The following is a 16,876-nucleotide window of genomic DNA, read 5'->3' on the forward strand; positions in this document are numbered from 1 at the left end:
AATTAATATTAATAGTTTCTGAAAAATGCGTTATAAACATTGAGAGGGAATCATGACGCTTCTAGGTAGGAATATTTTGGTCAGTGTGGCCCTGGCCTTGTCTGACTTCCTTAGTTTTACAATTTCCATATATTTAGCGATGGGATTGTTATCTATATGTCTAAGTGACTACGATAAAATAATTCCCGCAAGTCAAACTGATGGATGGGTTGCATTACACTTACTATTAGCTTTTTGTTGTGTTGCATGGTATTCAATGCGCCTGCGCCATTATTTTTATCGTAAGACATTTTGGTTCGAACTAAAGGAAATTTTGCGGACATTAGTTATTTTTGCCATTATTGAAATTGCAGTGATGGCATTCACGACCTGGTCTTTTTCTCGTTATTTATGGGTTCTGACCTGGGTGTTTGTTCTATTTTTAGTTCCTGTATCCCGTATGATAACCAAACGTGTATTAGATGCCTTTAATCTCTGGCAGCGTGATACCTGGATTATAGGGAGTGGTATAAATGCACATGAAGCCTATAAAGCAATTAATAGCGAGAGAAACCTAGGGTTAATCATTGTCGGGTTTATTCATAGCGATGGCGGGATACCAGCAGGTGAACAGATTGATGGTCTGCCGGTACTAGATAATGATTTAAGCTGGTTGGCGACAAAAGATAAAAAAACACAGTTTATTGTCGCAGTAGAATCACACCAAAGTGAAATAAGGAATACATGGCTCAGAAACTTTATGATCAAAGGTTACCGCTACGTCTCCGTCATTCCAACATTACGCGGAATGCCACTTGATAGTACCGATATGTCTTTTATTTTCAGCCATGAAGTTATGATATTTCGTGTTCAACAAAACCTTGCAAAATGGTCGTCAAGAGTGTTGAAACGTCTCTTTGATATTGTCGGTTCATTAGCAATTATTATTTTACTTTCACCTGCATTACTCTATATCAGTCGTAAAGTCAAAAAAGATGGTGGTCCGGCAATCTATGGGCATGAACGTATTGGGAAAGGCGGTCGTTCTTTCAAATGCCTCAAGTTTCGTTCTATGGTTATTAATTCAAAAGAGGTTCTGGCTGAGTTACTTAAAAATGATCCTGCTGCTAAAGATGAGTGGGATGCGACATTTAAATTAAAAAACGATCCACGAATTACTAAAATTGGTGGGTTTCTTCGAAGAACCAGCCTTGATGAACTGCCGCAGTTATTTAATGTGCTTAAAGGTGAAATGAGTCTGGTTGGTCCCAGACCAATTATCACTGCAGAACTGGAGCGCTATAATGAAGAAGTTGATTACTACCTCCTAAGTAAACCAGGAATGACTGGTTTATGGCAAGTCAGCGGACGTAGCGATGTTGATTATGAAACAAGGGTATATCTCGACGCATGGTATGTTAAAAACTGGTCAATGTGGAATGATATTGCCATTCTCTTTAAGACTATTGGTGTGGTATTGAAAAAGGATGGTGCGTATTAAGCATATCCCTAAAATTAGTAAATAAAGAGTTTTAATATGAAATACTATATTGCAATACCAACTTATAATGGCGGGGAAATATGGAAATCCGCTGTGGCTAATATACGAAAATATGCGCCTGCTGATTTGTTTGTACATGTTATTGACTCCACCAGTAAAGATGATACGGTTTCCGTCGCAGAACAAGCCGGTTTTGATGTGGTTACTATCGCGGGAAATGATTTTAATCACGGAGGTACCAGAAATCAAGCAGTTGAAAAATATATTGATCGTTATGATATAGTTATTTTTTTGACTCAGGATGCTATCCCGCAGCCAAATTTCATTGAGAAAATAATATCAGTATTTTCTGATGATAGAATCGCGTGTGCCTATGGTCGACAGTTGCCGCATACGGATGCTAACCCACTGGCAAGGCATGCCAGAAGTTTTAGCTATCCGGGAAAAGGATATGTTTGCGGTAAAGAAAACGTTCCAGATATGGGACTGAAAACCGTTTTTATGTCAAATTCTTTTTCTGCATATCGATTATCAACTTTTAAAGAATTGGGCGGTTTTCCTTCAGATACGATTCTTTGTGAAGACATGTTTTTCACGGCAAAAGCCGTGCTGGCTGGGTATAAGGTTGCCTACGTTGCAGAAGCAGTCTGTCCAACATTCGCATAATTATACCCCATCAGAAGAGTTCAAACGCTATTTTGATATTGGTGTTTTTCACAAAGATGAACCCTGGATTCGGCAAAGTATTGGAGGTGCAGGGGGGGAGGGTAAAAAATTTATATTTTCTGAAATTAAGTTTCTGTTAAAAAATGCCCCTCACTGGATACCTATTGCATGTATAAATAATTTTATGAAAATATTAGGATATAAGTTAGGACAACGATATGAAAAGATACCTAAAAAAATGATTAAATCCTTTAGTATGCACAAGCGCTATTGGGATTTTTGATTTTATAATTAATCCTTAATTTAATATGATAATCGTATGATTATTGGACTATTTTGCTATAAGAGGGCAACATGAAAATAATTGTTACTGGTGGTGCTGGGTTCATTGGGTCTGCTGTAGTACGTCATATAATTAAAGATACTAACGACGAAGTCGTGGTAGTTGATAGTCTAACCTACGCAGGTAATCTTGAGTCGTTGAAAGAAGTTGCTGACAGTTCACGCTTTAATTTTGAGCATGTGAATATCTGTGACAGATCAGAACTGGACCGAGTTTTTAATGAGCAACAGCCAGATGCTGTAATGCATTTGGCTGCTGAAAGTCATGTTGATCGTTCAATCGACGGCCCAGCTGAATTTATTGAAACCAATATCATCGGAACCTATACGATGCTTGAGGCCGCACGTTCGTACTGGAATCAGTTAGATGAGAAAGGAAAACAAAATTTCCGTTTTCATCATATCTCGACTGATGAAGTTTATGGGGATCTTCACGGAACTGATGATCTATTTACTGAGACGACTCCTTACGCTCCAAGCAGTCCTTATTCTGCATCTAAAGCGTCGAGTGATCATTTAGTTCGAGCATGGTTAAGAACATATGGGCTTCCAACAATTGTGACTAATTGTTCTAATAACTATGGGCCGTACCATTTTCCGGAAAAATTGGTACCTTTGATCATCTTGAATGCTTTAGATGGTAAACCTCTGCCAGTATATGGTGATGGTGGTCAGATCCGTGACTGGCTATATGTTGAGGATCATGCTCGTGCATTGTATAAAGTTGTTACCGAAGGTGTGGTTGGCGAAACATACAATATTGGTGGGCATAATGAACGTAAAAATATTGATGTTGTGAAGACTATATGTCATCTACTTGAAGAACTTGTTCCAGCTAAACCTGCTGGTGTCACACAATATGCCGATCTCATCACATATGTTACTGATCGCCCTGGTCATGATATGCGCTATGCAATTGATGCCGACAAAATCTATAAAGAGTTAGGATGGAAACCACGGGAAACCTTCGAAAGTGGAATTCGTAAAACTGTTGAGTGGTATCTGGCTAATGAAATATGGTGGAGTCGTGTAAAAGATGGTTCATATGCTGGTGAACGCTTAGGTCTGTCTCATTAATTACTTTAGGGAAGGAAAAAATGAAAGGTATTGTTCTTGCAGGTGGTTCTGGCACTCGTCTTTATCCTATTACTAAAGGGACCTCTAAGCAGCTTTTACCAATATATGATAAACCAATGGTTTATTACCCAATTTCCGTGCTGATGCTTGCTGGTATTCGCGATATATTAATCATTTCGACTCCGGATGATATGCCTGGTTTCCAACGCTTGCTCGGCGATGGCAGTCAGTTTGGCGTAAAATTTAGTTATGCCATTCAACCAAGTCCAGATGGACTTGCTCAAGCCTTTCTGATTGGTGAGGAGTTTATTGACGGGGACAGTTGTGCGTTGGTTCTGGGGGATAATATTTACTTTGGTGAAAGTTTTGGACGTAAGTTAGAAGCTGTTGTGCAGCGTAGTGACGGTGCGACTGTGTTTGGCTATCAGGTAATGGATCCAGAACGCTTCGGTGTTGTCGAGTTTGATGAAAGTAATCGTGCGGTATCTCTCGAAGAAAAACCTGCTGAGCCTAAATCGAACTGGGCGGTTACAGGACTTTATTTCTACGATAAAAATGTTGTAGAAATGGCAAAAAAAGTTGAACCATCTGCCCGCGGTGAGTTAGAGATTACTACGCTAAACGAAATGTACCTTGAACTAGGCAATTTGCATGTTGAAAAATTAGGTCGTGGATTTGCATGGTTGGATACCGGAACTCATGAGAGTTTACTTGAGGCATCTCAGTTCATTCATACAATTGAGCAACGTCAGGGTTTCAAGGTTGCATGCCTTGAAGAGATTGCATACCGCAAGGGCTGGCTTACAAAAGATGAAGTATTAGCACAAGCTAAAATACTCTCAAAAACTCAGTACGGACAATATCTCCAAATGTTAGTGGAGGAGAAGTAATTATGCAGATTATTGATACTAAAATTACAGATGTTAAAATTATCCAGCCTAAGGTTTTTGGCGATGCACGTGGTTTTTTCGTGGAAACTTTTGAAAAAAAACGCTATCAACAAATGTTGAATATTGACTTGGATTTCGTCCAGGATAATCACTCACGTTCGACGAAAGGCGTACTACGTGGGCTTCATTTTCAGACACAGCATGCGCAAGGTAAATTAGTACGAGTTGTACGTGGTGAAGTTTTCGATGTAGCCGTCGATATTAGGCCTGACTCACCTACCTTTGGGCAATGGGAAGGCGTAATCCTTTCTGAAGAAAACAAAACTCAGTTTTGGATACCACCGGGCTTGGCACATGGATTTGTTGTACTTTCAGATATAGCTGATTTTGAGTATAAATGTACAGATTATTATAATCCTGGATTCGAGGGATGCGTAGTATGGAATGATGCTGATATTGGAATCGATTGGCCTGAGAAAAATCCCTTACTTTCAGAAAAAGACAAGCAAGGGAAAAAACTTAAGGAACTTTTTTCATGAAAGTATTACTGACAGGAGCAAATGGACAACTAGGGCGTTGTTTCCAGGATCGCGTACCAGCAGGATGGAAAGTTTGGGCAACTGATACTTCAGTGCTTGATATCACAAACCGGGATAATGTTCTTGCTGCAGTAGATAAGTATCAACCAAATGTAATTATTAATGCAGCAGCTTACACGGCAGTAGATAAAGCTGAAAGCTCCTTACAAGATGCTAATTTAGTAAATAACGTAGGGCCGGAAAATTTAGCCATTGCTGCTAAGAAATGTTCTGCAATTTTTATTCATGTGTCTACAGATTATGTTTTTGATGGTTTTTCGGCTACTCCATATGTCGAAACAGATAAAACTAATCCATTAAGCGTATATGGAAAGACAAAACTTGATGGTGAAACTACCGTAGCAAATGTATATCCAGATACAATCATAATTCGTACTGCTTGGGTATTTAGTGAGTATGGTAATAATTTTGTAAAAACCATGCTAAGACTAGGAAAGGAAAGAACTTCTTTAGGTGTTGTTGCCGACCAGCGTGGATGCCCAACATATGCTGGAGACATCGCTCATGCAATCATCAAGTTAATTGAGAACAACACCGGAGGTGGTATTTATCACTTTTGTGGTGATAAAGAAGTTTCCTGGTATGAGTTTGCAGAGACTATTTTTGAAGTGGCAAACATCTCGGGGACAATAAATTCCAGACCGCTTGTAAAACCAATAAAAACAGAAGAATATCCTACACCTGCGCCTAGGCCCTCCTATTCAACACTAAATTGCACTAAAATAAAACATGCTGGAGTAACTCCATCACCATGGGAACAGGCTTTAATTGATATTATCCATAAATTATAATAATAATATAGCCAGGTAACACTGGCCATATTATTTGGCGATAGGATTAATTAAAATTCTGTAAGTTATTTATTTTAGAGAACCCTTATGTATGCAAGCTAATGTTGATGCTCCTAAAGTAAGTATCTATATTTCGACATTCAATAGAATTGATAAATTAAGGAGAGCAATAGATTCTGTCCTGCGTCAGGATTATTCTGACTGGGAACTCTTAATTTGTGACGATGCATCATCTGATGGTACTGAGGAATTCTGTATAGAGCTTGAAAGATTAAACTCTAATATTCGTTATTTTCGCAATGCTACAAATTTAGGTGCTTGTGTTGCAAGAAATTTAGGAATATTTAATGCTAAAGGTAAGTTTATTACAGGTCTTGATGACGATGATGAATTTACTCCTGAGCGGTTGTCATTTTTTTTGGAAAATTGGGATGATAAATTTTCATTTATCTGTTGTAATTTTACTAATAAATATGCAACAGAAGAATCAATTTATTATAAAGATAATGGAGAAAAGTGTGCATTTTCATATAAAGATCTCTTATTTGAAAATGAAGCATCAAATCAAATATTTACATTGACATCACGACTTCAAAAGATAGGTGGTTTCAATAAAAACGTGAAAAGACTTCAAGATTGGGATACTTGGCTAAGGTTATCTTATGAATATGGGGAATTTTTGCGTTTAAATAAATCAACATATATCATGAATCATGATCGTTCCCCCCGTGAAAACCGTGTTTCGCAGAATGCAAAAATTACAGAGTCTTTATTGGAGCTAGCTTCGAGAAATCACGAAATCTATTCAGTATCTGATTTAAGATATATGACATATATTGTGGATTCAATGAATAAACAGGCAAGGTTAAAAGAGACTATTTATTGGTCGTATAAGAAGAAAAATATTAAATTTATCGTAAAATATCTCCTTCAGTGATTTGGATCGAACTATGAAAAAATTGGATGTTATTCTTGCTTCCTATAATGGTGAGAGTTATATAAAAGATCAGATTCTTTCTATCTTAGCATGTTTTGAGCATGTTCCTAATATAGATTGCAATGTATTGATATCCGACGATAAATCGTCAGATAAAACAGTATCAATTATTAATGAGTTATGTAGTCATGATTCTCGAATTCAATTATTAGATGATGAAAAAAAAGGAGGGGTAAAATTAAATTTTCTCCATCTAATACGTAACACTAACGCAGATTATATTTTCTTTAGTGATCAAGATGATTACTGGTTGCCAAAAAAAATAAACTTATTCCTTAGTGAAATGATGATGAGTGAAAGCAAATATCAAGGGCCAATTTTAATTCATTCAGATTTATGTGTTACAGATGAAAATTTATCACCGTTAAATGTATCAATGTTTGATTATCAGAACTTGAATAAATCGCCCTCATTTACAGAGTTGCTAGTAAGTAATTCTGTTACTGGTTGTGTTATGGCTTGTAATAAGGCCCTGATAGATTCGATAAAAGATAGTCAAATTAATAAATCAATTATGCATGACTGGTATATTGCATTATATGCTTCTGCTTTTGGGCATATTGAATTTATTGACAAATCCATGATACTTTATCGACAACATAACAATAATCAAGTAGGTGCGAAAGCATTTACACTAACTAGTTTATTTTCCTCAGATGATTATAAATCTAAGGTGAAGAATGCTAGAGATTCTGTATACAGAACGAAAGAGCAGGCTCAATTGTTTTATGACGATTTTGGGGTGTCCCTCAACACGACTGATAAAAAGATTCTCGAACAATTTATCACAACCTTTGATAATTCTTTTTTCGGGCGACTTAGGCTATTTTTAAATAAAAAATGTAGGAAAAAAGGAATGTTGAGAAATCTCGTATTCTTTTTTATATATGTTCTAAAAGTTTAGCTAAATCCAGATATAAGAAGCATACTGTTATATTAGGAGTTATAATGCCATCTACTAGTAAAATTTACGCATTAATGACAGTTAAAAATGAAGCTGACATTATTATCGAAACCTTAGACAAAGCTTCTGTATGGGCTGATAAAATTTTTATATTAGACAATAATAGTAACGATAATACATGGGAACTGTTGACTAAATATGCTCTGAGTAATTCGAAAATTGTGCTTTGGGGGCAGTATGGAGGTCGCTTTTATTTAGAGTTAAGGCAGGTCATTTTTCGCGAGTTTAGAACGGTCGCAAAACTCAGTGATTGGTGGTGTAGATTAGATGGTGATGAGTTTTATATTGACGATCCACGTGAATTTTTATCATCACTTGAAGGCGATATTGATCATGTATATAATGCATCTTTTCAATATTATTACACTCCAGAAGATTATGAGCGTGAAAAAAATAATGGGGTTAATAATAGTGTTACACAACGGTTAAAATGGTATAAATGCAATCATTCTGAGATAAGGTTTGTTCGTCATTGGGATGGTATTTGTTGGCCTCAAAATACGGAATGGCCATGTAATATGCGTAAACCATCATCTAGAAGAATTAAGCTAAAGCATTATCAATATCGAGATATTAAACAAATTGAAGATAGATTGCAGGCTCGTAATGCACCTGACTCAGGATCATCTTTTTCTCACGAGAAAGTTTCAATAGATGAGTGGTATAAAAAGAGAGGATTCCAATTACCAAGTAATACGAATTATGCACAATATAGAATTGTGGAAAAGGAAAATCTATCAGACAGTGAAGAATTTATCTATGAGGATAAGTTATTACCTCCAATATACTATCTTTCTTTTAAAAAGAGAATTAAGAACGCTATAATTAATATTTACATGAAATATTTAAATGATTTTCTTTTCAAAATTTAGCAAGTTATGATCTAGTGATTATGGCACAATCAAGAATTTATTTTAAGTAGATTGTGCTTTGCTTTTAATAATTGAAAGTTGGTCGTCCTTAAAATCGGATAGTTATCCTTGGGGAGTTGAATTGAATAAACGTATTGTGGCTAATTCGCTTTGGATGATGTCAGAAAAAATTGTGGCAATTTTTGGCCTTATTTTTGTGACTTCTTTTGTTGCAAAGTATGTTGGGCCTGAAATTTTTGGTAGCATCGCTTTAGCAATGTCAATCTTTCAATTAATTCAACTTGTTGCCCAACTTGGTACTGATGTTTTAATTTTCAAAAGATTGAGCCGTAATAAACAATCAGGGATAAATTTAATTAATGTAACGGTCCCTATAAGAATGTTTGTTTATATGGCTTTGTCTTTTCCTGTTTTGCTTTTTTATATTGCAAAAACTGATTATTCAGCTTCATATTATTTGATTGCTGCACTCATTGCATGTTTTATTCAGTCGATGGATGTGTATTCAATTTATTATGATGCTACTTTAAACTCCAAGGTAAATACATTTGTTAATGTTATAGGGTTGGTTTTTTCATTGCTATTAAGATGGGGGATTGCTTTCTTAAAATTGGACCCATTATGGCTATGTTTGCCAATAATTTTAGCGCCGTTGATCCCATGTCTTATTCGTTATTTTTACTACATTAATAATACGAACAAAAAAAATATATCTCACAAATTCAAAAGAAAATATGTAAGGTATATTATAGGGGCAGGTTCGGCTTTTGTAATTTCATCATTATCTGTAGCGATTTATACTAGGCTATCATTATTAATGCTTGGCTTTTTCGACGGAGAGTCGGCTGTTGGTATTTACTCCGTTGCTGCAACACTTGCGACATCTTGGGCTTTTATACTAAATTCCCTTGTTACCTCGTCTTTGCCATCTATATTTTCTGAAAATAATGATGAAAATACTTTGAACAGAGCAGCTAAACTTAACCTTATTGTTGTTGGTGTTTCAATTCCTATAATCCTTGGCGTTTATTTTGTCGGCGAGTGGTTTATCAAAACTTTTTATGGTGACATGTATATGTTGTCATATCATCCATTGCTAATACTTACATTTTCTACATTGTTTGGGTCTTTGGGTACAGTATCTGCTAGAATAATTGCAAAATATTCTGGTTATTCTTTTTTGTCAAAGAAAATGTTTTTAGTTGCTATCTTTAGTTTTATTGTTAATTTTTTGCTCATTATGAAATTAAGTATTATAGGTGCTGCAGTAGCAAATGTTCTTACACAATTTTTTTCTTTGACACTATTCAACTACCCATTTAAAAATGGTGTTGTTTTAAAACTTCATTTAAAAACTATTTTCTTTTCTTTTAAGCGATAATTTCATTAAAGCCAATTTGAATGACCACTATCCAATTACTTGAAGTTTTATAATGCCACCTCATAAAAATTCCAAAAAAACACAATATTTATTTTCTTTAAAATTGATGGTTTTTGATAATGAGTTTATTCCGGAAATGTTTCCTGTGAAGAGGTTGAATAGATTGCTTATAAGTCTGCCAACTAAATTAGTTGTAGATTCCTAGTAACCATATCAAAATATTTTTCCTTATAAGAATACTTCTTTTATTAGGTTTGTTTGATAATGCTAAAGTTGACTTTTACAGTTTTTCATTATTATATAGGCCGGTGTTTGAATAATTTGAATAATTTGAATAATAATTTGTGGGGTGTTTTTTGTTGGTTTAAAAACACCTAGTTAATTTTTTTTGACTTTAGCGTGGGGAGATTGTATGGTTATCGATATATATATGAAACTGCAGCAGGCACGATTTTTAATTATATAAAATTATTGAGGTCTTTATGCGTTTTTTTATTAACCCTTTTTTTGTTTTTTTGCTTTTTTTGTTTTTGTCTCGATGTTGTTTGAATTGAAATTATCTCATTTGTATGATTATGTTGATGGAAGCGAGACAAAATTCTTAATGTATGCTTTGTTGTTGATAAGCCTTTTTTTAGGAACATTTTTTCATGTGGTAGTTGTAAAAAAGATAAATGTAAAAACAAGTAGTGATGATGTATCAAAAAAGAATGCGTTCCTTATTTTTTTTATTATAATCGCCGGTGCTTTTTTGGAATTTGGGGTGGCAAGAGTAATACCAATTGTTAGCGTATTACGAGGAAGTGGCTATGAATATAAAAACTTTTGAATCCCTACTTTTCATGTATTTCTTGTGATTTATATCGTAACCGCGGCAGTTTCAGCTTTTAATAGATATATGTTGTATAAAACAAAAAGAAATCTATAAATTACTCTGTGTTGTGTAATCTACTCAATATTTATTGTAAATCGAGGGTTAATGATTATGACAATAGCCCCATGTGTATATATGTATCTTTATTATAAAGCGAATAAAAAATCTCTGATTAATAGTTTAGTTTTTTTATTTTGATTATAATGTTGTTTGGCTATATGGGGGATAAAAGGATGCGATCATCTGGCTATACAGATGACAATCCAATATATCGGATTGGTCAAATAGATAGTACTGTATTGAAAACTTTGCCTAGTGGTTTTTCATGGTTTTACGTCTATGCTTCATCTCCTATTGCTACGTTATTCAATCAACAAGATAAGATTGGTTTCGATCGTGGAGACGTATTTGAGTTTTTGCATTCTACTATTATTCCTGATTTTATTGCCAAACGATTTGGTGATGATAAGTCAAAATATAAACCAGTTTTGATTGACCACCAACTAACAGTTCCTACGGGCTTTGGTGTTGCATTCCGGGTTTTTGGATTTGCTGGTGTTTTTTTTACATATTTATATCTTTCACTGGTGATTTTCTTTTTTTCTTTTTGTAACTTAAGAGGTAACATTTTGCCTGTTCTTGGTGTTTTATCTTCGGTATCATCGCTAATGATATTTTCTAATATGCTTAATTTTTCTGCAGGGATACTCCCCCTATTTTTTATTACTTTTTTATCCAAGAAAAAAATTAAGTTAGGGCGTTCAAGACTTTATATATTTTAAGTTAAATTGCCTATAAATTTGTTATGTTAATTCGGTTTTTCTTCTAGGCTCATTCCTATCTTTGAGCTAACATCATCATCACATTTAAGCTGCGAACGTGTCGCAGTGACCACACCAGACAGGAGTATGTAATGTCCAAGCAACAGATCGGGGTTGTCGGTATGGCAGTGATGGGGCGCAACCTTGCGCTCAACATCGAAAGTCGTGGTTATACCGTCTCTGTTTTCAACCGCTCCCGTGAAAAGACCGAAGAAGTGATTGCCGAGAACCCTGGCAAGAAACTGGTTCCGCATTATACCGTCAAAGAGTTTGTTGAATCCCTTGAAACTCCACGCCGCATCCTGTTAATGGTCAAAGCAGGCGCTGGTACAGATAGCGCGATCGATTCCCTGAAACCATATCTGGACAAAGGCGATATCATTATCGATGGTGGCAACACCTTCTTCCAGGATACCATTCGTCGCAACCGCGAATTGTCTGCTGAAGGCTTTAACTTCATCGGTACCGGTGTTTCTGGTGGCGAAGAGGGCGCACTGAAGGGCCCCTCTATCATGCCTGGTGGTCAGAAAGAAGCTTATGAACTGGTTGCGCCGATCCTTGAGCAGATCGCTGCTCGTGCAGAAGATGGCGAACCGTGTGTTGCCTATGTCGGTGCTGATGGTGCTGGTCACTATGTGAAGATGGTTCATAACGGCATTGAATACGGCGACATGCAGCTCATTGCTGAAGCATACGCTTTGCTCAAAGGCGGCCTTGCTCTGTCTAATGAAGAGCTGGCTACAACCTTTACTGAATGGAATGAAGGTGAGCTCAGCAGCTACCTGATTGATATCACCAAGGACATCTTCACTAAAAAAGACGAGGAAGGAAAATACCTTGTTGATGTGATTCTTGACGAAGCTGCCAACAAAGGTACAGGTAAATGGACTAGCCAGAGGCTCACTCGACCTGGGCGAACCGCTATCCCTGATTACTGAATCTGTCTTTGCGCGTTATATTTCTTCGCTGAAGGACCAGCGTGTTGCAGCTTCAAAAGTTCTGCCGGGGCCCAAAGCTCAACCGGCTGGTGACAGGGCGGAGTTCGTAGAGAAAGTTCGTCGCGCTCTGTATCTGGGGAAAATAGTTTCTTATGCTCAGGGCTTTTCTCAACTGCGTGCCGCATCGGATGAATACAACTGGGATCTGAATTACGGAGAGATTGCCAAAATCTTCCGTGCCGGTTGCATTATTCGTGCTCAGTTCTTGCAGAAGATCACTGATGCTTACGAGCAAAATGCAGGCATCGCTAACCTGCTGCTGGCACCGTACTTCAAACAGATTGCTGATGAGTATCAGCAGGCGCTGCGTGATGTAGTGGCTTATGCTGTTCAGAACGGCATCCCTGTTCCGACATTCTCTGCTGCCATTGCCTACTACGACAGCTATCGTTCTGCAGTCCTGCCGGCTAACCTGATCCAGGCTCAACGCGACTATTTCGGTGCTCATACCTATAAGCGCACTGACAAAGAAGGTGTATTCCATACTGAGTGGATGGAATAATCGACAGTCATTAAACGTACGTCAATCCCGGCTATTTAATAGCCGGGATATTTCTATGAATATCTTTCAATCCGAACACTCTTGTTACGACTGTTCGTCTCCTCTTTAAAGCTTTGCTTTGTTAGTAACTCTGGATCAGGAAAGATCTGTTCTTGACATACATCCAGCCAGAGAGTAAAACCGCCAGAAGTGCTGATTACCAGGGTGGCTATTATGCCGCCGTCCAGTTAACTGATTAAAGTGTGATCGAATGAAAATTACTATTTCCGGTACCGGTTATGTTGGTCTATCGAATGGCATCCTGATTGCGCAGAACCACGAAGTGGTTGCGCTGGATATCGTACAGTCCAAAGTTGATATGCTTAACCAGAAGATTTCTCCGATTGTCGATAAAGAAATCCAGGAATATCTGGCCGAAATACCATTGAATTTTCGCGCGACAACGGATAAGCAAGATGCATATCGTAATGCCGATTATGTCATTATCGCCACACCGACTGACTACGATCCGAAAACTAACTACTTTAATACGTCGACAGTTGAGGCAGTCATTCGTGATGTAACAGAAATTAACCCAAATGCCGTTATGATCATTAAATCGACAATTCCGGTCGGTTTTACTCGTGATATTAAAGAGCGTCTGGGTATCGATAATGTCATATTCTCCCCAGAGTTCCTGCGTGAAGGGCGTGCGTTGTATGACAACCTTCACCCGTCCCGTATCGTTATCGGTGAACGTTCTGAACGTGCTGAACGTTTTGCCAACCTGCTGAAAGAAGGGGCGATTAAGCAGGACATTCCAACGCTGTTCACTGATTCCACGGAAGCCGAAGCGATCAAGCTGTTCGCCAATACCTATCTCGCGCTGCGCGTTGCCTATTTCAACGAACTGGATAGCTATGCTGAAAGCCAGGACCTGAACAGCAAGCAGATTATTCAAGGTGTTTGCTTGGATCCGCGCATCGGTAATCATTATAACAACCCATCCTTCGGTTATGGTGGCTACTGTTTACCGAAGGATACCAAGCAGTTGCTGGCAAACTATGAATCTGTACCAAACAATATCATCGGTGCCATCGTTGATGCCAACCGTACCCGTAAAGATTTTATTGCTGATTCTATCCTTGCACGTAAACCGAAAGTGGTCGGCGTGTACCGACTGATCATGAAGAGTGGTTCAGATAACTTCCGCGCTTCATCGATTCAGGGAATTATGAAACGCATTAAGGCCAAGGGGGTTCCGGTTATTATTTATGAACCGGTTATGCAAGAGGATGAATTTTTCAATTCTCGTGTAGTTCGCGATCTGGATGCATTTAAGCAAGAAGCCGATGTCATCATCTCTAACCGTATGGCAGAAGAACTCGCTGACGTCGCGGATAAGGTTTATACCCGCGATTTGTTCGGCAACGACTAGCATTTCGCTGACCATGACTGGCGGTACCTGCCGCCGGTCTGTTTTAACCATCTCTCTTAAACCCTTCTTGCCTCTTCCTCTACTGATACCTGGCACCATTAAAATTGTGATGTATCCCGTAATCTAGCACTCTATCCATTGCACCTTCTGAACAGGTCGGATATGTTGAATCTACCTTGTGAAGAGCTACCGTCACTGTGATGTAGATGCTGGAGATAAGCGCCGGAAGGTAAAACGAAGCCTGCAATGCAGGCTTTTGTTATTTTTGTAACCTGATGAACCAAGTATATTACTGACTGAGTTTTAAGATTAATTGGTAAAATAGGAGTTATTGTCAAATCTGGTGTACGAAGACATCAGGCGACGCTCCGATCTGATGCTTCATCTTCCACCTGTTCGCCGTCTTTAAACGGCACGTTGTTGACCACCAAAGTCAACAGCTCGAATCCCTTAAGTCGATTCCAGTTTTTCTGCGCTGACTGGAGCAACTTGAATACCATCGCCAACGTCGTCGCTCTCGAGCCACAGTTCTTAGCTCGTTTGCTGCGTAACCGAACTGTCGCAAATGCCGATTCGATGGGGTTAGTCGTCCTTATTGACGCCCAGTGTGCCGCCGGGAAATCGTAGAAGGCGAGCAGCTCTTCTCGATCCTTCGTCAGCTTCTTCATCGCTGCCGGATATTTGTCGCCATACTTCACCAGCATCGCATCCAGCGCCGTGTCTGCTGACACACGGTTCTCTGCCAGCCAAATATCCCTCAATTCACTTTTTATCTTCGGCTGCACCGACTTCGGCAACGAGGTCAGTATGTTAGCGGTTTTATGTACCAGACAGCGTTGGTGCCGGGTGTCAGGAAACACTTTCGACAGTGCATTCCAGAAGCCCATTGCGCCATCACCGGTTGCCAGCTTCGGTGATATCGTCAGGCCACGTGTGCGCAGCCCGCTCAGGAGCTCGTACCAACTCGCCTCCGACTCCCTGTAACCATCTTCAACAGCAATCAGCTCCTTACGACCGTGTTCCGTGACCCCGATGACAACCAGCAGGCACAGCCGATCGTCCTGCCGTACGTTGCTGTAAATACCATCAGCCCAAAGATAGGCATACCGCGTATCGCTCAGGTCGCGTTGTGCCCAGATATGGTGCTCATCCAGCCACTGAGCCTTAAGACGACTGATGGTGCTGGCCGAGAGGCCGGAAGCCCCTTCGCCGAGCAGAGCCGACAGGGCTTCGTGGAAATCGCCGGTAGAAATCCCACGAAGGTACAGCCAGGGTAGCAACTCGTCTACGGATTTAGCCCGCTTCAGGTAGGGCGGTAACAAGGCACTGTTGAAGCGTATGCCGTTGCCACTGCGATCCCTGACCTTCGGGACTTTGACGCTGACATCGCCGATACTGGTCTGAATGCGTCGCTCAGGTAGAAAACCGTTACGCACCACCGCCTGGCGGCCATCATCGAGTCGGCGCCCGGCAAACCGGGCGAGCATAACTGCCAGTTCTGCTTCAACGGCACTGGCGATCAACTGCTGTGCGCCGGTTCGAAGTAAATCATGGAGTGGGTCGGTGGCCTCAAGTAGCTCAGGCAACACCTGTAGGGTAGACTTGGTCATGGCGTATCATCTCTCTGTTGTTGAAATCCGGGAAGAAATCAATCAGCAGGATACGCCACCCTCTTCGGATCCCCATACACCACAAATGAACATAACTCGTAAAATAGCCAGTACCGAGAAAAAACGGCACGGTTACTTTTTTAAATTTTAATTCGGTTATCATATTATTTATGTTGCGACTACCACTTGCGTTTATTGAACGATAATTTGGTTCTTTTTCTATCCTTTAAATAAGAAATTAAAAAATAAATAGAAACAGCGAGCAGTATGGCAGCAACAACTAAGACAAGTAGGTTTTCCATAAGATCTACCAGAGCAGAAGTAACAGAAGTAAATTATTAGCTTGAAATTAAAGACTGATAGAAACTATCTTTATCGTAATAACATAGCTTCTTTCTGGGGAAATTCCTATGCGGTAATTTGGTTTTTATGGAGAATGAAAACTATATTATTCAAAATAAAACTGGATTAAGCTCTTGTTTTTTAGGTTAAAGTTGAAATTTTAGTCTGTGATAACGAGGTCAGCACGCTGCTGTTGAAAGAAGGGTTGATGAGATAAAACTTTCCGCACTAGTGAACAAAATTATGCGTAAAA

At 38.7% G+C, this 16,876-nt stretch carries 14 protein-coding genes and 2 pseudogenes; 14 read left to right on the forward strand and 2 right to left on the reverse strand.

All coding sequences use genetic code 11. From position 1 onward, the window contains the following. The first annotated feature begins 52 nt into the window (after positions 1-52). From wbaP to ugd, 14 genes and pseudogenes are all read left to right on the forward strand, one after another. Complete coding sequence (wbaP, locus tag ABOC21_RS08020; protein WP_426814176.1) at positions 53-1,480, forward strand: undecaprenyl-phosphate galactose phosphotransferase WbaP; 1,428 nt, start codon at positions 53-55, stop codon at positions 1,478-1,480. A gap of 36 nt (positions 1,481-1,516) precedes the next feature. After that, a pseudogene (locus ABOC21_RS08025) lies at positions 1,517-2,429 on the forward strand (glycosyltransferase family 2 protein). A gap of 71 nt (positions 2,430-2,500) precedes the next feature. Then, complete coding sequence (gene rffG / locus ABOC21_RS08030) at positions 2,501-3,565, forward strand: dTDP-glucose 4,6-dehydratase (RefSeq protein ID WP_426814177.1); 1,065 nt, start codon at positions 2,501-2,503, stop codon at positions 3,563-3,565. A 20-nt stretch (positions 3,566-3,585) separates the two neighbouring features. Further along, positions 3,586-4,455, forward strand: a complete 870-nt coding sequence (gene rfbA / locus ABOC21_RS08035) for a glucose-1-phosphate thymidylyltransferase RfbA (protein WP_426814178.1) — start codon at positions 3,586-3,588, stop codon at positions 4,453-4,455. A gap of 2 nt (positions 4,456-4,457) precedes the next feature. Further along, positions 4,458-4,994, forward strand: coding sequence for a dTDP-4-dehydrorhamnose 3,5-epimerase (gene rfbC / locus ABOC21_RS08040; RefSeq protein WP_426814179.1), 537 nt, complete (start codon positions 4,458-4,460; stop codon positions 4,992-4,994). Next, a complete protein-coding gene (gene rfbD, locus ABOC21_RS08045) occupies positions 4,991-5,845 on the forward strand; it encodes a dTDP-4-dehydrorhamnose reductase (protein WP_426814180.1) in 855 nt (284 codons plus the stop codon). The genes rfbC and rfbD overlap by 4 nt, the downstream gene beginning before the upstream one ends. A gap of 91 nt (positions 5,846-5,936) precedes the next feature. Next, entirely contained in the window at positions 5,937-6,782 is an 846-nt protein-coding gene (locus ABOC21_RS08050) for a glycosyltransferase (protein WP_426814181.1), read from the forward strand. A 13-nt stretch (positions 6,783-6,795) separates the two neighbouring features. After that, on the forward strand, positions 6,796-7,746 hold the full coding sequence (locus ABOC21_RS08055) for a glycosyltransferase family 2 protein (protein WP_426814182.1): 951 nt from the start codon (positions 6,796-6,798) through the stop codon (positions 7,744-7,746). A 44-nt stretch (positions 7,747-7,790) separates the two neighbouring features. Next, a complete protein-coding gene (locus tag ABOC21_RS08060) occupies positions 7,791-8,678 on the forward strand; it encodes a glycosyltransferase family 2 protein (protein ID WP_426814183.1) in 888 nt (295 codons plus the stop codon). Between the two features lie 121 nt (positions 8,679-8,799). Beyond that, positions 8,800-10,059: an oligosaccharide flippase family protein gene (locus tag ABOC21_RS08065; RefSeq protein ID WP_426814184.1), complete on the forward strand. Its 1,260-nt coding sequence runs from the start codon at positions 8,800-8,802 to the stop codon at positions 10,057-10,059. Between the two features lie 550 nt (positions 10,060-10,609). Continuing rightward, the gene (locus tag ABOC21_RS08070; RefSeq protein ID WP_426814185.1) at positions 10,610-10,888 is read left to right on the forward strand and encodes a hypothetical protein; all 279 of its coding nucleotides are present in this window, start codon (positions 10,610-10,612) and stop codon (positions 10,886-10,888) included. 278 nt (positions 10,889-11,166) lie between these two features. Continuing rightward, a complete protein-coding gene (locus ABOC21_RS08075) occupies positions 11,167-11,715 on the forward strand; it encodes a hypothetical protein (protein ID WP_426814186.1) in 549 nt (182 codons plus the stop codon). A 131-nt stretch (positions 11,716-11,846) separates the two neighbouring features. Continuing rightward, positions 11,847-13,254: pseudogene (gene gndA, locus ABOC21_RS08080) on the forward strand (NADP-dependent phosphogluconate dehydrogenase). Positions 13,255-13,504: 250 nt separating this feature from the next. Continuing rightward, positions 13,505-14,671, forward strand: a complete 1,167-nt coding sequence (gene ugd / locus ABOC21_RS08085; protein ID WP_426814187.1) for a UDP-glucose 6-dehydrogenase — start codon at positions 13,505-13,507, stop codon at positions 14,669-14,671. A gap of 356 nt (positions 14,672-15,027) precedes the next feature. Here ugd and ABOC21_RS08090 read toward each other — a convergent pair whose 3' ends face one another. Then, positions 15,028-16,281: an IS256 family transposase gene (locus tag ABOC21_RS08090; protein ID WP_426812790.1), complete on the reverse strand. Its 1,254-nt coding sequence runs from the start codon at positions 16,279-16,281 to the stop codon at positions 15,028-15,030. A 179-nt stretch (positions 16,282-16,460) separates the two neighbouring features. Then, positions 16,461-16,583, reverse strand: coding sequence for a small membrane protein (locus tag ABOC21_RS08095; RefSeq protein WP_426814188.1), 123 nt, complete (start codon positions 16,581-16,583; stop codon positions 16,461-16,463). Positions 16,584-16,876: the final 293 nt, after the last annotated feature.

The sequence above is a fragment of the Klebsiella sp. WOUb02 genome, assembly GCF_050058015.1.
Lineage (GTDB): Bacteria > Pseudomonadota > Gammaproteobacteria > Enterobacterales > Enterobacteriaceae > Klebsiella.